This window comes from Sphingomonas sp. (genome assembly GCF_017745215.1).
In the GTDB taxonomy this organism is placed as follows: domain Bacteria; phylum Pseudomonadota; class Alphaproteobacteria; order Sphingomonadales; family Sphingomonadaceae; genus Sphingomonas.
Window position 1 is genome coordinate 119,941 of the sequence record NZ_JAGHZV010000013.1, and the last position, 18,804, is coordinate 138,744.

18 protein-coding genes are annotated in these 18,804 nt (G+C 68.9%); 12 read left to right on the forward strand and 6 right to left on the reverse strand.

All coding sequences use genetic code 11. The annotated features are described in order from the left end of the window. Position 1 precedes the first annotated feature (1 nt). The 4 genes from J7495_RS14120 to J7495_RS14135 are packed head-to-tail and all read right to left on the reverse strand — an operon-like array spanning position 2 to position 4,733. The gene (locus J7495_RS14120) at positions 2–1,210 is read right to left on the reverse strand and encodes an ABC transporter permease (RefSeq protein WP_294057269.1); all 1,209 of its coding nucleotides are present in this window, start codon (positions 1,208–1,210) and stop codon (positions 2–4) included. Further along, positions 1,210–1,932, reverse strand: coding sequence for an ABC transporter ATP-binding protein (locus tag J7495_RS14125; RefSeq protein ID WP_294057270.1), 723 nt, complete (start codon positions 1,930–1,932; stop codon positions 1,210–1,212). Before J7495_RS14125 ends, J7495_RS14120 begins: the two co-directional genes overlap by 1 nt. Next, entirely contained in the window at positions 1,916–3,322 is a 1,407-nt protein-coding gene (locus tag J7495_RS14130; RefSeq protein ID WP_294057271.1) for an efflux RND transporter periplasmic adaptor subunit, read from the reverse strand. Before J7495_RS14130 ends, J7495_RS14125 begins: the two co-directional genes overlap by 17 nt. Continuing rightward, positions 3,312–4,733 carry an efflux transporter outer membrane subunit gene (locus J7495_RS14135; protein ID WP_294057272.1) on the reverse strand — a complete coding sequence of 474 codons (1,422 nt, stop codon included), beginning with the start codon at positions 4,731–4,733 and terminating at the stop codon, positions 3,312–3,314. Before J7495_RS14135 ends, J7495_RS14130 begins: the two co-directional genes overlap by 11 nt. Before the next feature lie 270 nt (positions 4,734–5,003). Between J7495_RS14135 and acs the strand changes: the two genes are divergently transcribed. From acs to J7495_RS14165, 6 genes are all read left to right on the forward strand, one after another. Next, positions 5,004–6,947, forward strand: a complete 1,944-nt coding sequence (gene acs, locus J7495_RS14140; protein WP_294057273.1) for an acetate--CoA ligase — start codon at positions 5,004–5,006, stop codon at positions 6,945–6,947. Then, a complete protein-coding gene (locus J7495_RS14145) occupies positions 6,940–7,455 on the forward strand; it encodes an O-acetyl-ADP-ribose deacetylase (protein ID WP_294057274.1) in 516 nt (171 codons plus the stop codon). Before acs ends, J7495_RS14145 begins: the two co-directional genes overlap by 8 nt. 136 nt (positions 7,456–7,591) lie before the next feature. Continuing rightward, on the forward strand, positions 7,592–9,631 hold the full coding sequence (locus tag J7495_RS14150; RefSeq protein WP_294057275.1) for a M13 family metallopeptidase: 2,040 nt from the start codon (positions 7,592–7,594) through the stop codon (positions 9,629–9,631). A gap of 197 nt (positions 9,632–9,828) precedes the next feature. Further along, the gene (locus J7495_RS14155) at positions 9,829–10,155 is read left to right on the forward strand and encodes a metalloregulator ArsR/SmtB family transcription factor (protein ID WP_294057276.1); all 327 of its coding nucleotides are present in this window, start codon (positions 9,829–9,831) and stop codon (positions 10,153–10,155) included. Then, positions 10,152–10,616 (forward strand): SRPBCC family protein, encoded by a 465-nt coding sequence (locus tag J7495_RS14160; protein ID WP_294057277.1) that lies wholly within the window; start codon positions 10,152–10,154, stop codon positions 10,614–10,616. Before J7495_RS14155 ends, J7495_RS14160 begins: the two co-directional genes overlap by 4 nt. After that, on the forward strand, positions 10,613–11,302 hold the full coding sequence (locus J7495_RS14165) for a glutathione S-transferase family protein (protein ID WP_294057278.1): 690 nt from the start codon (positions 10,613–10,615) through the stop codon (positions 11,300–11,302). Before J7495_RS14160 ends, J7495_RS14165 begins: the two co-directional genes overlap by 4 nt. A gap of 54 nt (positions 11,303–11,356) precedes the next feature. Here J7495_RS14165 and J7495_RS14170 read toward each other — a convergent pair whose 3' ends face one another. After that, a complete protein-coding gene (locus J7495_RS14170; protein ID WP_294057279.1) occupies positions 11,357–13,156 on the reverse strand; it encodes a peptide MFS transporter in 1,800 nt (599 codons plus the stop codon). A gap of 281 nt (positions 13,157–13,437) precedes the next feature. Here J7495_RS14170 and J7495_RS14175 point away from each other — a divergent pair, with 281 nt between their 5' ends. From J7495_RS14175 to J7495_RS14195, 5 genes are all read left to right on the forward strand, one after another. Next, entirely contained in the window at positions 13,438–14,016 is a 579-nt protein-coding gene (locus tag J7495_RS14175; protein WP_294057310.1) for a nitroreductase, read from the forward strand. 204 nt (positions 14,017–14,220) lie between these two features. Then, complete coding sequence (locus J7495_RS14180) at positions 14,221–14,577, forward strand: GntR family transcriptional regulator (RefSeq protein ID WP_294057281.1); 357 nt, start codon at positions 14,221–14,223, stop codon at positions 14,575–14,577. A gap of 22 nt (positions 14,578–14,599) precedes the next feature. After that, on the forward strand, positions 14,600–15,451 hold the full coding sequence (lepB, locus tag J7495_RS14185; RefSeq protein ID WP_294057282.1) for a signal peptidase I: 852 nt from the start codon (positions 14,600–14,602) through the stop codon (positions 15,449–15,451). Beyond that, complete coding sequence (locus J7495_RS14190; protein ID WP_294057283.1) at positions 15,448–15,684, forward strand: hypothetical protein; 237 nt, start codon at positions 15,448–15,450, stop codon at positions 15,682–15,684. The genes lepB and J7495_RS14190 overlap by 4 nt, the downstream gene beginning before the upstream one ends. A gap of 1 nt (position 15,685) precedes the next feature. Continuing rightward, positions 15,686–15,985 (forward strand): putative quinol monooxygenase, encoded by a 300-nt coding sequence (locus J7495_RS14195; RefSeq protein WP_294057284.1) that lies wholly within the window; start codon positions 15,686–15,688, stop codon positions 15,983–15,985. 75 nt (positions 15,986–16,060) lie between these two features. Here J7495_RS14195 and J7495_RS14200 read toward each other — a convergent pair whose 3' ends face one another. Next, positions 16,061–17,767 (reverse strand): acyl-CoA dehydrogenase, encoded by a 1,707-nt coding sequence (locus J7495_RS14200; RefSeq protein ID WP_294057285.1) that lies wholly within the window; start codon positions 17,765–17,767, stop codon positions 16,061–16,063. Between the two features lie 49 nt (positions 17,768–17,816). Between J7495_RS14200 and J7495_RS14205 the strand changes: the two genes are divergently transcribed. Then, entirely contained in the window at positions 17,817–18,737 is a 921-nt protein-coding gene (locus J7495_RS14205) for an L-threonylcarbamoyladenylate synthase (protein WP_294057286.1), read from the forward strand. The last annotated feature ends 67 nt before the right edge of the window (positions 18,738–18,804 follow it).

Genomic DNA, 18,804 nt, shown 5'->3' on the forward strand with positions numbered 1-18,804 from the left:
GCTATTCGTGCCGCAGCGCGTCGATCGGGTTGAGCCCGGCCGCGCGGCGCGCCGGGAAATAGCCGAAGACCACGCCGATCGCCGCCGAGATCGCGAAGGCGATCATGTTGATCTGTGGGTCGAACATCCAGTCGACCTGCATCACCGGCGCGAGCCCCAGCACCACCAGCTGCGCGAGCAATAGCCCGATCAGCCCGCCCAGGCACGAGAGCACCACTGCCTCGACCAGGAACTGCATCAGCACTTCGGCCGCCACCGCGCCGATCGCCAGGCGGATACCGATCTCGCGCGTGCGCTCGGTCACCGAGACGAGCATGATGTTCATGATCCCGATCCCGCCGACCACCAGGCTGATCCCCGCCACCGCCGCGACGATGCCGGTGAGCAGCGTCGTCGTGCCGGTCAGCGTCGCGCTGATCTGCGCGGTGTCGAAGATGTTGAAATCGTCCTGCTTGCCGCCGGTGATGCTCCGCCGCTCGCGCAGCAGCGTCGAGATCGAATCCTGGATCTGCCCGCTGTCATAGGCGGGATCGACGCCGACCATCATCAGCTTGATGTTGCGGTCGCCGGTGAAGCGGCGCTGGACCTGCTTGATCGGCATCACCACCACATCGTCCTGGTCGCCGCCGAAGCCGGCCTGGCCGCGCGTCGAGAGCAGCCCGATGACGTCGCACGAGATGCCGTTGACGCGCAGCCGCTGGCCGACCGGATCGGCGTTTCGGAAGAGGTTGGTCTTCACCGTATTGCCGATGATGCACACGCCCTTGCCGGCCTGTTCCTCGGCGCGCGTCCACGTCCGCCCCGAGACGAGCGGCCAGGGCTGGACGACGAAGATGTCGTTGGTGGTGCCGTTTAGCGTCGTCGACCAGTTGGCGCCGTTGTAGATCGCGGTGACGCTGGTGCTGACCTGCGGCGCGACCGCCGTGACGCCGGCGATCTGCTCGCGCAGCGCGGCGACGTCCTCGGGCGTGAAGTCGGGCGGGCGCGGGCCGCCGCCGCCGCGGCCGAAGCCCTGGCCGGGGCGGATCTGCAACACGTTGGTGCCGAGCGCCGAGATCTGCTTCTGCACCGCCGCGGTGGTCGCCTTGCCCAGCGTCACCATCGCCACCACCGCCGCCACGCCGATGATGATGCCGAGCGTGGTGAGGAACGAGCGGAGCTTGTGCCGCGAGATCGATCGGATCGCGAGGATGAAGGTGGTGCCGAACATCAGGCCGGAACTCCCACGCCCTTGCCCTGGTCGACTCGCTCGACCATCCCGTCCTTGAAGTGGACGATGGTGTGCGCGAACGCCGCCATGTCGGGCTCGTGCGTGACCATCAGCACGGTGATGCCGCTGGTGCGGTTGAGTTCGGTGAGCAGCTGCATGATTTCGATCGAGCGCTCCGAATCGAGGTTGCCGGTCGGCTCGTCGGCCAGCAGCACCGCGGGACTGGTGACGATCGCGCGCGCGATCGCGACGCGCTGCTGCTGGCCGCCGGAGAGCTCGGCGGGCGTATGGTCCCACCAGTCCTTGAGCCCCACCTTGTCGAGCGCCGCCAGCGCCGCCGCGCGCCGCTCGGCGCGGGGATCGCCGCGGTAGAGGAGGGGCAGCTCGACATTCTCGAGCGCCGAGGTGCGCGCGAGCAGGTTGAAGCCCTGGAAGACGAAACCGAGGTATTTCCGCCGCAGCAGCGCGCGCTGGTCGCGGTCGAGCCGCTCGACATGGACGCCCTTGAACAGGAACTCGCCGCCGGTCGGCACGTCCAGGCAGCCGAGGATGTTCATCGTCGTCGACTTGCCCGAGCCCGAGGGTCCCATCACCGCGACGAAATCGCCTTGCCGGATGTCGAGGTCGATGCCCTTCAGCGCCTGGAACGCGGTCGGCCCCTCGCCATAGGTCTTGGTGACGCCCTTCAGCCGGATCAGCGGCAGGTCACTGGCTCCCGCCACGCTGGCCTCCCCCGCCCTGGCCGCCGGCACCGCCCGAGCGTCGCTGGCCGCCGCCGCTGCCGCCGCTGCGCTTCGAGCTGTCGCCCGCGAGCTGGCCGGTGATCACCTTCATCCCGGGCTGGAGCCCACCACCGGTGACTTCGGTCATCGTGCCGTTGGTGACGCCGGTGGTGATGTCGATCTTCTGCGGCTTGCCGTCGTCGCCGAGCACATAGACGGTCTGGCCGGTGCTCCGCCCGCCCGCCGCCTTCTCCGCGCCGCCGCCGCGCCGCCGCGACGGCACCAGCGCACCGGCGATGCCGCCCTGGCCGGTGCTCGCCGCCTGCGGCGTCGCCGGCGTGAAGCGTAGCGCGGCATTGGGCACGAGCAGCACATTGGGCCGCTGGGTGGTGGTGATCTCGGCGGTCGCGGTCATGCCGGGACGCAGCTTGAGGTCGGGATTCTGGACCGACAGCGTTGCGGCATAGGAGACCACCTGGGTGCTCGTCGTCGACGTGGAGGCGGAGGACGAGCTCGCCGTCGCCGACAGGTTCGAGCCCAGGTCGACGCGAGTGATCCGTGCCGGGAAGGTCTGGCCCGGGAAGGCGTCGACGGTGAAGGTCGCCTGCTGCCCTTCCTTGACTTCGCCGACGTCGGCCTCGTCGATCGCGACCTGCAGCTCCATCGCGCTGAGGTCCTCGGCGATCACGAACAGCGTCGGGGTGTTGAACGAGGCGGCGACGGTCTGGCCCGCGTCGATCTGGCGCGCGAGCACCACGCCGTTCACCGGCGAGCGGATCACCGCCTTGTAGCGCTGCGTCTGGTTCGAAGAGAGGTCGGCCTGGGCGGAGACGACATTCGCCTGCGCCGCGTGCACCGTCGCGACGTCGCGCGCGACGGCCGCCTGCGCCTGCTCCATCTCGGTCTTCGCCGGCACGCGCCCGCCCGAGAGCTTGCTGACTTCCTGGAGCCGCGAGAGCTGCGCGCGGTCCTGCTGGAGCGTCGCCTGCTGCTGCGCGACGTTCGCCCGCGCCGAGGCGAGCGCCGCCTCGCTCTGGCGGATGGCGTCGTCCAGCCGCGAGGTGTCGAGCACCGCGAGCGGCTGGCCCTTGGTCACGCGGTCGTTGACGTCGACCATCACGCTCTCGACCAGGCCCGAAAGCTCGGAGCCGACCTGCACCTGGTTGGTCGGCGCGAGCTTGCCCGTCGCCGAGACCGTGACGCTGAGGTTCCCGCGCTGGACGTCGGCGGTGGCATATTCGGTCTTGCTGCTCGTTCCGAAGAACGACCAGGCGATGAGCACGAGCACCACGACGCCTGCGGCGACCGCCACCCATTTGAGGTAGCGGCGCCACCACGCCTGCCTGGGCGTGCCGAGGAACTCGTTGAGGTCGGTGGTGTCATTGGCCATTCGCGGTCGCCTCGGGAGTGGAGTTCAGGTCCCAGCCGCCGCCGAGCGCGAGGTAGAGCGCGATCAGCGCGGTCGCCTCGTCGGACTTGGCCTGGGAGAGCCCGTTCCTCGCCGAGAGCAATGCGCTTTCGGCCTGGTTGAGCGTAGTAAAGTCGGTGAGCCCCGAGCGATATTGCATCCGCGCGAGGATCGCCTGGTTGTTCGAAGCCTCGAGCGCGACGGCGTATTGCGCCGCGCGGTCCTGCGCTGCCTTGAGCGCCACGATCGCATTCTCGCTGTCCTCGAGCGCGGAGAGGACGCTCGACTTATAGGCGAGGAACGAGCCCTCGGCCGCGGCTTCGGCCGAGCGGACCTGGCTCTTCAAGCGGCCGCCGTCGAAGATCGTCTGCGCGATGTTGGCGAAAAGGCGCCCGGTGATCACGTCGAACAGCGAGCCCACCGTGCCGCCGCCCGAGCCGAGGCTCCCTCCGATCGAGAGCTGCGGATAGAGCTGCGCCTCGGCGACCCCGATCCGCGCGCTGGCGGCGGCGAGGTTGCGCTCGGCCGAGCGGACGTCGGGGCGCTGGCGGAGCGTATCGGCGGGGATGCCCGCGGCGACGCTCGACGGTCCGGCCGGGATCGGCTTCACCGCTTCGAGCTGGCCCTTGAGCGCGCCCGGCGCCTGGCCGGTCAGCACGCCGATCCGCGAGACATAGCCGTTGTACGCCGATTCGAGGCTGGGGATGCTCGCGGCGGTCTGCGCCCGCTGCGCGCGTGCCGTCTCGGCGTCGATCGACGAGACGAGGCCTGCCTGGACGCGCCACTGCGCGATCTGGAGATTGTCGTCCTGGATGCCCAGGCTGTCGCGTGCATTGGCGAGCTGCGCCTGGGCAAGCCGGGCGAGCACATAGTTGCGCGCGATCTCGGCCTCGACCGAGATCAGCACCGCGGCGACGTCGTAGCTCGCCGCTTCCGCCGCCGCGCCCGCCGCCTCGGTGTTGCGGCGATTGCCGCCGAACAGGTCGACCTGGTAGCTGGCGTCGGCGCCGATCGAGAAGCTGCTGTTGTCCGCGAAGCCGCCGGTGCCGGTAACTCCCTGGTTGCGCGAAACCCCGCCCGAGGCGGTCACCGCCGGCAGCAGCGCGGCGCGCGCCTGGACGAGCGATTCGCGTGCCTGGCGCAGCCGCGCGACCGCCTGGCCGACGTCGAGGTTCGCCGCGCGCCCCTGCTCGACCAATTGGCCGAGCAGGGGATCGTCGAATTTCTTCCACCACTCGGCCAGGTCCTCGCGGCTGCTGTCGGCGGGCACCGAATAGGCCTCGGGCACGCCGAGCTCGCTGGCGGGCTTCGGATGATAGTCCGGGCCGACGGCACAGCCTGCCAGCGGCAGTGCCGCAGCGGCGAGAATCAGGGCGAGGGGGCGTTTGGCCATGGCGTCCTAGATGGTTGTCCCGGCGAACAGTTCCACCGAAATATTGTCGCAATTTGTCTCGAACCCCGCGCGCGATGCGGGTCGAAGCGCAAACGGAACGGTTTCGAAGTCGTTCCCGCGGCGCGCGTGCGAGGGTGCGGTTTCCCCGTCGAAGCTGCCATGCGCGAGCGCTCGCGTCGGCTAACCTGGAAAACAAGTCGCAGGATTTCTGCGCTTGCCTCGGCGCGCTCGGCTTCGCATGGGGAAGCCGAAAAGCAGGAGCGGAGCGCCATGAGCGAGACCATCTACCCCGTCCCCGAAACCTGGGCGCGCCGCGCCCGCGTCGATGCGGAAGGGTATGAGACGCTCCATGGCCGCAGCCTCGCCGATCCGGGCAGCTTCTGGCTCGAGCAGGCGAAGCGGCTCGACTGGATCAAGCGCCCCGAGCTCGCCGGCGACTGGTCGTTCGACGAGGCCGACTTCCACATCCGCTGGTTCGCCGACGGCAAGCTCAACGTCGCGGCCAATTGCATCGATCGCCACCTCGCCAGCCGCGGCCGCGACACCGCGATCATCTGGGAGCCCGACGTTCCCAGCGAGCCCTCGCGCCACATCAGCTATCTCGAGCTCTACGAAGCGGTCTGCCGCTTCGCCAACGTGCTGCGCGACCAGGGCGTCAAGAAGGGCGACCGCGTCACCGTCTACATGCCGATGATCCCCGAGGCGGCGTTCGCGATCCTCGCCTGCGCGCGGATCGGCGCGATCCATTCGGTGGTGTTCGGCGGCTTCTCGCCCGAAGCGCTCGCCGGGCGGATCACCGATTGCGATTCGACCGTGGTGGTCACCGCCGACGAGGGCCGGCGCGGCGGCAAGCATGTGCCCCTGAAGGCCAATGTCGACGCAGCGGCGGCGCACACTCCCTGCCTCGAGAAGGTGATCGTGGTGAAGGCGACCGGCGGCGCGGTGGCGATGCAGCCCGGCCGCGACGTCTGGTACCACGAGGCTGTCGCGCGCGTGCCCGCCGATTGCCCCCCCGAGCCGATGGGCGCCGAGGACCCGCTGTTCATCCTCTACACCTCGGGATCGACCGGCAAGCCCAAGGGCGTGCTCCACAGCTCGGGCGGCTACCTCCTCTGGGCGAGCTACACCCACGAGCTGGTCTTCGACTATCGCCCCGGCCAGGTCTATTGGTGCGCGGCGGACATCGGCTGGGTCACCGGGCACAGCTACATCGTCTACGGCCCGCTCGCGAACGGCGCGACGACGCTGATGTTCGAAGGCGTGCCCAACTGGCCCGACGCCAGCCGCATCTGGCAGGTCGTCGACCGCCACCAGGTCGAGATCCTCTACACCGCCCCCACCGCGCTGCGCGCGCTGATGCGCGAGGGCGACGGGTTCGTGCAGGCCACGTCGCGCAAGACGCTCAAGCTGCTCGGCACGGTCGGCGAGCCGATCAACCCCGAGGCATGGCGCTGGTACCATGACGTGGTCGGCGAGGGCCGCTGCCCGATCGTCGACACCTGGTGGCAGACCGAGACCGGCGGCGCGATGATCGCCCCGCTCCCCGGCGCGACGGCGCTCAAGCCCGGCAGCGCGACCCGGCCGCTTCCCGGCATCGACCCCCAGATCGTCGACGCCGAGGGCGAGGTGCTGCACGGCGCGACCGAGGGCAACCTCTGCATCACCCGCAGCTGGCCCGGCCAGATGCGCACCGTCTGGGGCGACCATGCGCGCTTCTTCCAGACCTATTTCACCACCTACAAGGGCAAGTATTTCACCGGCGACGGCTGCCGCCGCGACGAGGACGGCTATTATTGGATCACCGGCCGGGTGGACGACGTGATCAACGTCTCGGGCCATCGCATGGGTACTGCCGAGGTCGAGAGCGCGCTGGTGCTCCACCCCAAGGTGGCCGAGGCCGCGGTGGTCGGCATGCCGCACGAGATCAAGGGCCAGGGCATCTACGCCTATGTGACGCTCAACGCGAACTGTTCGCCAAGCGAGGAACTGCGCATCGAGCTGGTGAAATGGGTCCGCACCGAGATCGGCCCGATCGCCTCGCCCGACGCGATCCAGTTCGCGCCGGGGCTGCCCAAGACGCGCTCGGGCAAGATCATGCGTCGCATCCTCCGCAAGATCGCCGAGGGCGACGTCTCGAGCCTGGGCGACACCAGCACGCTCGCCGATCCCGCAGTGGTCGACGATCTCGTCGCCAATCGCGTGGTCCATGGCTGACCGGGCACGCATCCGCGCCATCCAGGTGGACATCACCACGCTGGCGGTGGATGCGATCGTCAATGCCGCCAATTCCTCGCTGCTCGGCGGCGGCGGCGTGGACGGCGCGATCCACCGCGCGGCGGGGCCCGAGCTGGTCCATGAATGCCGGCTGCTCGGCGGTTGCAAGCCGGGGCAGGCCAAGGTGACCAGGGGCTATCGCCTGCCCGCGCGTCACGTGATCCACACCGTCGGCCCGGTCTGGCAGGGCGGCGACAAGGACGAGCCCGAGACGCTGGCGAGCTGCTATCGCCAAAGCCTCGCCATCGCCGCCGAGCGCGGGTTCGAGACGATCGCCTTCCCCGCGATCAGCACGGGCATCTACCGCTACCCGGCCGAACCCGCCGCGCGGATCGCGATCGACGAGGTCCGCGCGGCACTCGCCGAGAATCCGCAGTTCGAATGCGTGACCTTCGCGCTGTTCGGTGCCGAGATGCTCGCGCTCTACGAGGCGCTGCTCGCCGAATGAGGCGACACCTACCCGCCAGCTCTCCACTTCGTCCTCACCCGCGCGCCAGTCGTCCCAATGGCGGTGATTCCGCGTTGCCTGCACGTCTTGCGAGCAATAGGCTTTCGCCATTCAGCGATTCCATGGGGCAAATAGCATGAAGATCAACAACTTGGTTCGCCTGACGGCGGGCGTCGCGCTGCTCGCGGTCGCGATGCCGGTGCTCAGCCAGTCGACCGGCCACAAGGCGCGCTACGGCGCCTTCGGCATCGACCTCACCTCGCAGGACATGAGCGTCAAGCCGGGCGACGACTTCTGGACCTTCGCCAACGGGGGCTGGGCCGCCAAGACCCAGATCGCCGCCGACCGCGCCTCGGCCGGCTATGGCGTCAAGCTCACCGAGGAAGCCGAAGTCAACGTCCGCGGCATCCTCGACGAAATGGCCAAGGACCCTGCGCACTATGGCGCGAAGGGCCAGCAGATCGGCGACCTCTACGCCAGCTGGATGGACGAGGCCGGGATCGAGGCGCGCGGCACTGCGCCGCTCAAGCCCTATCTCGACCGCATCGCCGCGGCGAACGACAAGGCGGCGATCCAGGTGCTGTTCGCGACCGTCGGCTATGCCGCGCCGGTCAACCTCGGCATCATCCCCAACCTCGCCGATCCGACGCACTACACCGCCGCCGCCAGCCAGGGCGGCCTCGGCATGGCGCGCGACAACTACCTGCTCGAAGGCGAGAAATACGACAATTTCCGCAAGGCCTATCGCGCCTATGTCCAGCACATGCTCGAGCTCGGCGGCGTCGCCGATGCGTCGGCCAAGGCCGATGCGATCTTCGCGCTCGAGACCGCGCTCGCCAAGGTGCAATGGTCGCCGGCGGAGAGCCGCAACCTGATGGCGATGAACGATCCCGAGACGGTCGAGGGCCTCGAGGCCAAGGCGCCGGACTGGGATTGGGCGCTGATGCTCAAGACCGCGGGGCTCGAGTCGTCGCCCAAGGTGCTGATGGCGAACAACACCGCGCTCGCTGCGATGGGCAAGATCTTCACCGACACGCCGGTGTCGACCTGGCAGGCCTATCTGACCTTCCACTTCATCAGCGGCAATGCGCCGATGCTGCCCAAGGCGTTCGACGACGCGAGCTTCGACTTCTATTCGAAGACGCTCTCGGGCGTACAGGTCAAGCGCGAGCGCTGGAAGCGCGGCGTGCAGATGGTCAACGGCGCGATGGGCGAAGCGGTCGGCGAGATCTATGTCGCCAAATATTTCCCGCCCGCCGCCGAGAAGCAGATGGCCGAGCTGATCGAGAACCTGCGCGGCTCCTACCAGGCGCGCATCTCGGGCTCGACCTGGATGGACGAGAAGACCAAGACCGCCGCGCTCGCCAAGCTCGCCGCCTTCGAGCCGCGCGTCGGCCATCCGGTCAAGTATATCGACTATTCGACGCTCAAGATCGACCGCAATGACCTGCTCGGCAATGCGATGCGCAGCGCCGAATTCGACCATGACCTCGAACTTCAGCGCTTCGCCAAGCCGGTCGACCGCACGCTGTGGACGATGACGCCGCAGACGGTGAACGCCTATTACAACCCGCTGGCCAACCAGATCACCTTCCCGGCCGCGATCCTCCAGCCGCCCTATTTCGACCCCAGCGCCGATCCGGCGGTCAACTATGGCGCGATCGGCGCGATCATCGGCCATGAGATGGGCCATGGCTTCGACGACCAGGGCAGCATGTTCGGCCCGACCGGCAAGTTCGAGAACTGGTGGACGCCCGAAGCCAAGAAGGCGTTCGGCGAGCGCACCAAGGCGCTGTCGGACCAGTATGACGCCTATGAGCCGATCCCCGGCACGCACATCCAGGGCAAGCTGACGCTCGGCGAGAACATCGGCGACCTCGGCGGCGTCGAGGCGGCGTATGGCGCGTTCCAGCGCTACCAGGCCAAGCACGGCAAGGCGAAGGTGATCGGCGGGCTGACCGGCGACCAGCGCTTCTTCCTCGCCTATGCCCAGGCCTGGCAGGCCAAGGTGCGCGAGGACGCCCAGCGCCAGGCGCTGCTCACCGATCCGCACAGCCCGGCCAAGTTCCGCGTCAACGGCATCGTCCGCAACGTCGACGCCTGGTACAAGGCGTTCAACATCCAGCCGGGCGACAAGCTGTACCTCGCGCCCGAGAAGCGCGTGCATATCTGGTGACGCCTACCCCTCTCCCCTTTGGGGGAGAGGGACACCCGACGCCGAAGGCGGCGGGAGGGAGAGGGCTAGGTGCGACGGTTATCGTCTGGCACCTAGCCCTCTCCCCTCGACGCTTCGCGTCTCGACCCTCTCCCCCGGCGGGGAGAGGGTTTTGTTTTGCGCTTGACTCACCCGTAAGTACTAACTAACCGTTAGTTATGGCTAACGCATCCGCCGCGCGTGCCCTCGACGCGCTCGCCGACCCCACAAGGCGCGCCGTCTTCGAGCGCGTCGCGGAGAACCCTGCCGCGGTGGTCGACATCGCGCGCGACATGCCCGTCTCGCGGCCGGCGGTGTCGCAACATCTCAAGGTGCTCAAGGACGCCGGGCTCGTCACCGAGACCGCGCAGGGCACGCGGCGCATCTACAGCCTCGATCCGCGCGGGATCGGCGCGATGCGCGACTGGCTGGACCGCTTCTGGGTCCGGCAGCTCGACAGCTTCAAGGCCTATGCCGACGCGGTCGGCGAAGAGGAGGGCAAATGACGATCGCACCCGTTGTCCGTTCGGTCGAAGTGAAGGTGCCGCCGGCGCGCGCCTTCGAGCTGTTCGCCGGCCATATGAGCCGCTGGTGGCACGAGGGCCACCATATCGCCCCCACGCCTTTCCAGGACATCGTCGTCGAGCCGCGCGAGGGCGGCCGCTGGTTCGAGCGCGACGCGGAAGGGAATGAGTGCGAATGGGGCAAGGTACTCGAATGGGATCCGCCGCGCCGCCTCGTCCTCGGCTGGCAGCTGGGCGCCGACTTCAAATACGATCCCGACTTTCTGAACGAAGTCGAGCTCGCCTTCACGCCCGCCGGCAGCGGCACGCTGGTGACGCTCACGCATCACAACCTCCAGCGCTTCGGCGATGCGGCGGACAAGCTTGCGCCGTCGCTGGGCGAAGGCTGGGCGATGCTGCTCGGCCTTTATCGCGACTTCAGCACCGAGGAGACCGCAGCATGAGCAAGTTCATCGTCCATGGCATTCCGGGCAGCCCCTATGTGCGCTCGCCGCTGCTGGTCCTCAAGGAGAAGGGGCTCGACTGGGAACTCGCCGCCTTCGGCTTCGGCGGCCAGCGCGCGCCCGAGCATCTCGAGCGCCAGCCCTTCGCCAAGATGCCCGCGTTCGAGCATGACGGGTTCAGGCTCTACGAGGTCCAGGCGATCCTGCGCTATATCGACCGGATCGCGCCCGAACCGGCGATGACGCCCGCCGATCCGCGCCAGGCCGCGCGGATGGACCAGCTGCTCAACATCGCCGACTGCTATCTCGCGCCGCGCATCACCGGCGCGATCGCCTTCCAGCGGCTGGTGGCGCCGCGCTTCGGCATGCCGTGCGACGAAGCGAAGATCGCCGGCGCGATGCCCGATGCGGGCGTCGCGGTGGGCGAAGTCGCGCGGCTGATGGGCGAGGGGCCGTATCTCGTCGGCGACCAGCCCACGCTCGCCGACTTCCACCTGATCGCCCAGCTCTCGTTCCTGCCGCAATGCGCCGAGGGCCGGGTGCTGCTCGCGCCCTATCCCCAGCTCGCCGCCTGGATCGCACGGATGGCGGAACGGCCGAGCATGGCGCGAACCGAATGGGAAAGGCTCGCCGGAGAGGCCGACATGCCCGTGCCGCCGATGCCCGCGGAGACGGTCGCGGCCTGACCGGCGACGAGGCCGCCTCCCCGAGGGGTCGGGGAGGCGGCCGTTACGCCGGGATCACTTGACGCCGTGCATCCATTTCTTGAGCGGGAACGACAGCAGGAACAGCACGCCGCCCGCGATGATCGCCACGATCGCGATATTGGTGAACACGCCGACATAGGTGTGCAGGCTGACCTCGAGGTTGGTCACCTGCCCGCCCACCGTCTCGACGCTGGCGAACTGCGCGACCACGCCCGCGACGTACTGCGCGCAGCTGATCGAGAGGAACCACACGCCCATCATCATGCCCACGATCCGCGCGATCGAGAGCTTGGTGATCATGCTCAAGCCCACCGGCGAGATGCAGAGCTCGGCGATCGAATGGATCAGATAGAGGCCGGCGAGCCACCAGATGCCGACCTGAAAGCTCGAATCGGCGTAGTTCGAGCCCCAGACGAGCAGCAGGAAGCCGAGCCCGACCCCGACGAGCGCGAAGGAGAACTTCACCGGAATCGTCGGCTCGAGACCCTTGGACGCGAGCCAGGTCCACATCACGCTCATGATCGGGGCGAGCACGACGATGAAGAAGGCATTGAAGAACTGCGTCTGCCCCGGCGTGATCGAGAACCAGCCGAACACCGAAAGGTTGGTGTTGCGGTCGGCGAACAGCGTCAGCGAGGAGCCGGCCTGCTCGAACAGCGTCCAGAAGGCGACGTTGAACACGATCAGCACCATCGCCGCGAGCATCATCTGCAGCTCGGTCCTGGTGCCGACGCGCCACGACCAGACCAGGATCGCGGGGATGCCGATCAGGAAGGTGCCGAACAGCAGCTTGCCCATCAGCGGCAGCGCGATGAGATAGCCGACGAAGCCCGACCCTTCGACCGGCTCGGGCGCGTTCATCAGGTTGGTGAAGAGAAACAGGATCACCGGCACCGCGACGAGCGCGCAGATGTAGATGATCATCGAACGGTCGGGGCCGTCCTTGGGGGGCTCGCCATAGCCGTCGAGCCGGCCGCCGTCGAACTGGATGAGCGACCAGGAGAAGAGCATGCCCAGCGCGGCGAGGCCGAAGCCCGCCCACCAGCCGACATGTTCCTGAAGCCACGGGCAGAGCAGCTGCGAGAACAGCGAGCCCAGGTTGATGCCCATGTAGAAGATGGTGAAGCCCGCGTCGCGTCGCCGGTCGCCCTGTTCGTAGAGCTCGCCGACCATCGTCGAGATGTTGGGCTTGAAGAAGCCGTTGCCCATGGTGATCAGCGAAAGGCCCGCGAGCAGCACCATCGTGAACAGGAAGCTGCGGTCGCCGCCGGGCTCGAACCCGCCCTTGGGAATTGCCTTGGCGACATGGCCGTCGGTGGCGACGAGGTCGACGCTGCCGTCTTCCTTGCCCTTGATCGCGAGCTTGTCGCCGGCAAGCGTGACATATTGCTGGGCCTGCTTGCCGCTGCCCTCGACGGTGACTTCGTAGCGCGTGCCGTCGATCACCGCATAGGGCGTCGCCTGCTGGCCGAGCCCGGCGCCGAGGCTGAGGGTGAAATAGCCGAGCGACATGATGATCGCGCCGAACTTCACCGATCGCTTCGAGCCGAGGTAGCGGTCGGCGAGCAGTCCGCCGACGAGCGGGGTCAGGTACACCAGCGCCGTGAAGCCGCCGTAGAGCCCGTTGGTGGTGCGGTCCGAGAAGAGGAAGTAGTTGGCGAGGTACAGCGTGAGCAGCGCGCGCATGCCGTAATAGCCGAAGCGTTCCCACATCTCGGTGGTGAACAGCCGGGCGAGCTGGCGCGGGTGGCCGAACCAGGCCTTCTGGGCCGCGGGGTTGACGTGGGTGATGTCCGGCTCTGCAGGCGAGTCGGCAGTCGGGGTGTCCACCATCTGTGTGGGCTCTCCATGAACGGTTTTCCGGGCGGGCGCCCGGCGCATGGGCGGCGAGACTAGCCGGAACGGGGCGGGTGTAAAGCTTTGGGGGACCGGCGACCCTTCTCCTTCAGCCGTCATCCCCGCGAAAGCCGGGATCCAGAGCCAAGCAAGGCATCGCTCGTGGCCCTGGGTCCCGGCTTTCGCCGGGATGACGGGGAATGAGGGCGACGAAAGTTGAATGGGTCGCGGATGAGGATGAGGTTGGCGTTCCCGCCCGCCACGCCTAGATGCCCGCCATGTTCAACGACACCAGCACCCCGCTCAGCCTGCTCGCTACACGCCGCTCGGGCAAGCCGCGCGATCTGGTCGCGCCTGGCCCCAGCGTCGAGCAGCTGCGCGAGATGGTCGGACTCGCCTCGCGCACCCCCGACCATGGCAAGCTCTTTCCCTGGCGCTTCGTGATCGTCGCCGACGAAGCGCGCGATACTCTCGCCGCAACTATGGGCGCGATCCTCGCGAGCGAGAAGGACGACTGCGGCCCGCGCGACGTCGCCGCCGCCGAGGAATTCGCCCGCCAGGCGCCCGCGCTGGTGGTTGTGCTCTCGGCGCCGGTCCAGGGGCACAAGATCCCGGTGTGGGAGCAGGAACTCTCGGCCGGGGCCGCATGCATGAACCTGCTCCACGCCGCCGCGGCGATGGGCTTCGCAGGCGGCTGGCTCAGCGGCTGGGCGGCCTATTCGGACGAGGTCCGCGACCTGTTCGGCAGCGAGGGCCAGCGCATCGCCGGCTTCATCTTCATCGGCACGCCGGGCCGCGAGCTGGAGGAGCGGCCTCGCCCGGAGCTCGACCAGATACTCACGATCTGGAACGGTTGAAGGTTGGTTTGGAAAACGCGCGGAAGAACGCGTTTTCGGCGGCACCGGCCCGGTCCCCCTCCCGGCTACCCACAAGATACTGCCGATGGGTGGCCGGGAGGGGGAGCGGGCCGGTGCCGCCATGCGCCGTGAGGCGCATCAAACGACAAGCAACCGCACTGATTCCACTATGGACCGATAGTGAAATTAGTGTATTAAGGCACCATGACAGCGCTCGAGCACGAAGACAGCCCGGTATACCTCAAGCTGCGCGCGATCATCGCCGCCGCGATCCTGCGAGGCCAGTACCGTGCCGGGGACCAGCTCCCGTCGGTCCGCGCGCTTGCCGCCGAGCATAATGCCAACCCGCTGACCGTCGCCAAGGCGTACCAGTCGTTCCAGGACGACGGCTATGTCGAGGTGCGCCGCGGCGTCGGCATGTTCGTGCTGCCGGGCGCAGTCGAGCGGCTGCGCGTCGCCGAGCGCGACCGTTTCCTCACCAGCTATTGGCCGCGGGTGCGCGACCATATCCAGCTTCTCGGGCTCGACGCCGCGGACCTGCTCCGGCACGAGCTCGCCTGACCCTTTTCACGCGAGGGCTCCGATGAGCGAGAAACCGAACCCCGGCTGGCGCCGCACGATCGCCGGCTGGACCCTGTTCCTGGGCGGCCTCTTCGCCTTCCAGACAGTCGCGGCCAAGCCCTTCTACATCCCCTCGGCCTCGATGATGCCCAATTTGCTCACGGGCGACCGGCTCATCGTCAGCAAATATCCCTATGGCTGGTCCTATGCCTCGCCGACGATCCACGGCAACGGCTTCGTGCCCGGCCGCATCCTCGGCAAGCTGCCCGAGCGCGGCGACATCGTCACGGTCGCGCGGCTGAGCGACGGTGCCGACCTGATCAAGCGCGTGATCGGCCTGCCGGGCGATACGGTCGAGGTGCGCCACAGCCGGCTCTGGCTCAACGGCCGCCAGGTCCCGCGCGTCTATGCGGGCGAAGCGAACCTCCGCGTCGACGCCAACGTTCCGTGCGACGGCATGCTCGCGCGCTTCCAGAAGGCGGACGACAAGGGCGTGCTCTGGTGTCGCCTGCCGGTCTATCGCGAGACGCTGCCGAACGGCGTCAGCTACGACACGATCGACCTGGGCGACTATGATCTCGGCGGCGGCTATGTGAGCCCGGGCGACGACTATGCGCCGGTCACCGTGCCCGCCGGCCATGTCTTCCTGATGGGCGACAATCGCGACCAGTCGGCCGACAGCCGCTTCGCGCTCGCCGAACAGGGGCTGGGCGGGCCGGTGCCGTTCGAATCGATCAGCGGCCGCGCCGAGTTCGTGACGCATTCGTACAGCGGCAACGGCTCGTGGCTGAACCCGCTCGCCTATCTCACCGCGCTGCGCGGCGACCGCGCCTTCACCTCGCTCCGCCCGAAGAAGGACGCGCCCGCCAAGTGACCGCGTGGCTGCCCTGGCTGGCGGCGGTCGTGATCCTCGTCTCGCTCCCCGCGCTGATCCGCTGGGGGATGCGCCGCGCGCGTGGCAGCACGGGCGGCGTCGCGATGATGCTCGGGCTCGCCTTCGGCCATCGCTTCGATCCCGCGCGAGCGCAAGCCACCGAGACGTTGCTCAAACGCCGCGAGCAGGGCAAGCATGAGGCCGCCGCCGGCGAGGGGCGGCGGGGGGAATAGCATGTTCTTCATCGTCGGCAGCTTCCGCGTGCCGCCCGAAGCCATGGACGCAGCGCGCCCGGCGATGGCGAAGATGATCGCCGCGTCGCGCGCCGAGCCGGGCTGCGCGCAATATGGCTATGCCGAGGACGTGCTCGAGCCCGGCCTCTTCCACGTCACCGAGCGCTGGCGCGACCGCGACTCGCTCTCCGGGCATTTCACCGCTCCTCATCTCGTCGAGTGGCGGGCGGAATGGCGCCGGCTGGGCTTCACCGAACGCCAGCTGACGCTCTACGAAACCGATGGGGGCGAGCCGATCTGAGATCCGCCCTTCCGCTCCAACCGTCGCCCCGGCTTTCGCCGGGGTGACGGTCGATTTGATTGAAATCGACCCGGCTCAGGCCGCGAACGCCTCCGCATCGACGGCATAGAGCACCTCCGCCGAAGCCGTGGCCGCCGCCTTGAGCCCCATCGCCTCGGGCACGACCTGCGCGACGTAGAAGCGCGCCGCCGCGGCCTTCATCCCCAGGAACGCCGGGTCGCCTTCGCTCGCCGCAGCGATCCGCCCCTGCGCTTCCATCAGCCAGCCGCATACCGCGACCGAGAGCATCGTCAGGAAGGGATAGCTCGCGGCCAGCCGATCATCGACATCGGACGCGAGCAACTGCCGCGTCACGTCGTCGCAGGCGTCGATCAGCGCCACCAGCCCGGCATCCTCGGCTTGCCCGCGCATCTGGCCGAGCAGCGCGAACACGGTGCCGCCATTATCCATCGAGAGCTTGCGCCCGACGAGGTCGGCGGCCTGAATACCGTTGGTGCCTTCGTAGATCGGCGTGATCCGCGCGTCGCGGAAATGCTGGGCGGCGCCGGTCTCCTCGATATAGCCCATGCCGCCGTGGACCTGCACGCCGAGCGACGCGACTTCGTTGCCGAGATCGGTGCCATGCGCCTTGGCGAGCGGGGTGAGCAGCTCGACGCGCTTCTCCGCCTCGGCATCGCCCGCGCGCGCGCGGTCGAGCTGGGCGAAGGCGTAATAGACGAGCGCGCGCGCCGCCTGCGTCTGCGCCTTCATCCGCATCAGCATGCGGCGCACGTCGGGATGCTCGACGATCGCGACCGACTCGCGGCTGGGCGAGCCCGCGCGCGCCGACTGGATTCGCTCGCGCGCATAGGCGACCGCGCGCTGCGTGGCGCGTTCGGCGACCTGCACGCCCTGGAGGCCGACGTTCAATCGCGCATTGTTCATCATCGTGAACATCGCGCGCATCCCGCCCAGCTCGGGGCCGACGAGCTCGCCGATGCAGTCGCCGTGATCGCCGAAGCTGAGCACGCAGGTCGGCGAGGCGTGCAGCCCCATCTTGTGCTCGATCGAGACGACGCGGACGTCGTTGAAGTCGCCGGGCGTGCCGTCGTCCTTGAGCCGGTACTTCGGCACCAGGAACAGCGAGATGCCCCTGGTCCCCGGCGGCGCATCGGGGGTGCGCGCGAGCACGAGGTGGACGATGTTGTCGGCCATGTCGTGGTCGCCGAACGAGATGAAGATCTTGGTGCCGCGGATCGACCATGTGCCGTCGGCGCGCGGCGTCGCGGTGCTGCGGAGCGCGCCGACGTCCGAGCCGGCCTGCGGCTCGGTGAGGTTCATCGTGCCGGTCCAGGCGCCGCTCGCGAGGTGGGGGAGGTAGGCCGCCTTTTGCTCGGGCGTGCCATGGTGCATCAGCGCCTCGATCGCGCCGACGGTGAGGATGGGCGCGAGCGCGAAGCCCATGTTGGCGCTGCCCAGCGTCTCGAGCACCGCGGCCGAGAGGCTCACCGGCAGCCCCTGGCCGCCGAACTCGGGCGGCGAGCCGATCGTGCCCCAGCCGCCGTCGACATAGGCCTTGTACGCGGCGGCGAAGCCTTCGGGCATCTTCACGCCCTCGGCGGTGAGCCTGGGGCCGACTTCGTCGCCCGACCGCTCGAGCGGCGACCATTCGCCCGCCGCGAAGGCGCCGGCGCCTTCGAGAACGGCCTCGACCATGTCCGGCGTCGCGTCCTCCGAAAGCTCGGCGATGCGCACGACATGATCGAGCACGAAGCGCTGTTCGGCGGTGGCGGGCGTGAACATCGGGACCCCTCTCTTGTGCTGTTGTCGGCCGCGCTATAGCGCCGGCTTCGTGAGCGAACCAAGCCCGCGCATCTTCCCCTACGGCACGGCCGCGATCGCCGAAGCCGCGCGGCTGATTCGAGCCGGCGAATGCGTCGCGGTGCCGACCGAAACGGTCTACGGCCTCGCCGCCGACGCGACCGAGTCGCGCGCGGTGGCTGGGATCTACGCGGCCAAGGGGCGGCCGAGCTTCAACCCGCTGATCGTCCATGTCCCCGATCTCGCCGCCGCCGAGCGGATCGCGGTGTTCGACGAGGCGGCGCGGGCGCTGGCCGAGCGCTTCTGGCCGGGCCCGCTGACGCTGGTGCTGCCGCTGCGCCCCGAGGCGGGGATCGCGTCGCTGGTGACCGCGGGGCTCGACACGATTGCCGTGCGCGTGCCGGCGCACCGTGCGATGCAGGCGCTGCTCGCCGCTTGCGCCAAGCCGCTCGCCGCGCCCTCGGCCAACGCCAGCGGCGCGATCAGCCCGACCCGCGCCGAACATGTCGCCGCGAGCCTCGCCGGGCGCATCCCGCTGGTGATCGACGACGGCGCGACGCCCGCGGGGCTCGAATCGACGATCGTCAAGGACAGCGCGATCCTGCGCCCCGGCCCGCTCTCGGCGGAGGAGCTGGGACTGGCGCTCGCCGCGCCTTCGGGGGCGATCAGCGCGCCCGGCCAGCTCGCGAGCCATTATGCCCCGGGCAAGCCGGTGCGGCTCGACACGCGCGAGGCGGCGGCGGACGAATGGCTGATCGGCTTCGGCGAGGTGGCGGGGGACGAGAACCTGTCGGCGTCGGGCGACCCGGTCGAGGCGGCCGCCAACCTCTTCGACGCGCTCCACCGAGCCGATGCGGCGCCGCAGCCCAGGATCGCGGTCGCGCCGGTCCCCGAGCGCGGCATCGGCGTCGCGATCAACGACCGCCTGCGCCGCGCGGCACATCCTCGTTAAGCTTGCCGCCTCAAGCCGTCATCCCGGCGAAAGCCGGGACCCAGGGTTACGAAGGACGTCGCTCGCG

What these genes read in the sequence shown, in the direction of transcription:
- J7495_RS14165 (WP_294057278.1), top strand. Translation starts at nt 10,613, where the DNA reads ATGAGCAAGTTCATCGTCCATGGCATTCCGGGCAGCCCCTATGTGCGC.
- J7495_RS14175 (WP_294057310.1), top strand. Translation starts at nt 13,438, where the DNA reads ATGTTCAACGACACCAGCACCCCGCTCAGCCTGCTCGCTACACGCCGC.
- J7495_RS14150 (WP_294057275.1), top strand. Translation starts at nt 7,592, where the DNA reads ATGAAGATCAACAACTTGGTTCGCCTGACGGCGGGCGTCGCGCTGCTC.
- acs (WP_294057273.1), top strand. Translation starts at nt 5,004, where the DNA reads ATGAGCGAGACCATCTACCCCGTCCCCGAAACCTGGGCGCGCCGCGCC.
- J7495_RS14135 (WP_294057272.1), bottom strand. Translation starts at nt 4,733, where the DNA reads ATGGCCAAACGCCCCCTCGCCCTGATTCTCGCCGCTGCGGCACTGCCG.
- J7495_RS14155 (WP_294057276.1), top strand. Translation starts at nt 9,829, where the DNA reads ATGGCTAACGCATCCGCCGCGCGTGCCCTCGACGCGCTCGCCGACCCC.
- J7495_RS14200 (WP_294057285.1), bottom strand. Translation starts at nt 17,767, where the DNA reads ATGTTCACGCCCGCCACCGCCGAACAGCGCTTCGTGCTCGATCATGTC.
- J7495_RS14160 (WP_294057277.1), top strand. Translation starts at nt 10,152, where the DNA reads ATGACGATCGCACCCGTTGTCCGTTCGGTCGAAGTGAAGGTGCCGCCG.
- J7495_RS14170 (WP_294057279.1), bottom strand. Translation starts at nt 13,156, where the DNA reads ATGGTGGACACCCCGACTGCCGACTCGCCTGCAGAGCCGGACATCACC.
- J7495_RS14120 (WP_294057269.1), bottom strand. Translation starts at nt 1,210, where the DNA reads ATGTTCGGCACCACCTTCATCCTCGCGATCCGATCGATCTCGCGGCAC.
- J7495_RS14145 (WP_294057274.1), top strand. Translation starts at nt 6,940, where the DNA reads ATGGCTGACCGGGCACGCATCCGCGCCATCCAGGTGGACATCACCACG.
- J7495_RS14195 (WP_294057284.1), top strand. Translation starts at nt 15,686, where the DNA reads ATGTTCTTCATCGTCGGCAGCTTCCGCGTGCCGCCCGAAGCCATGGAC.
- J7495_RS14180 (WP_294057281.1), top strand. Translation starts at nt 14,221, where the DNA reads ATGACAGCGCTCGAGCACGAAGACAGCCCGGTATACCTCAAGCTGCGC.
- lepB (WP_294057282.1), top strand. Translation starts at nt 14,600, where the DNA reads ATGAGCGAGAAACCGAACCCCGGCTGGCGCCGCACGATCGCCGGCTGG.
- J7495_RS14130 (WP_294057271.1), bottom strand. Translation starts at nt 3,322, where the DNA reads ATGGCCAATGACACCACCGACCTCAACGAGTTCCTCGGCACGCCCAGG.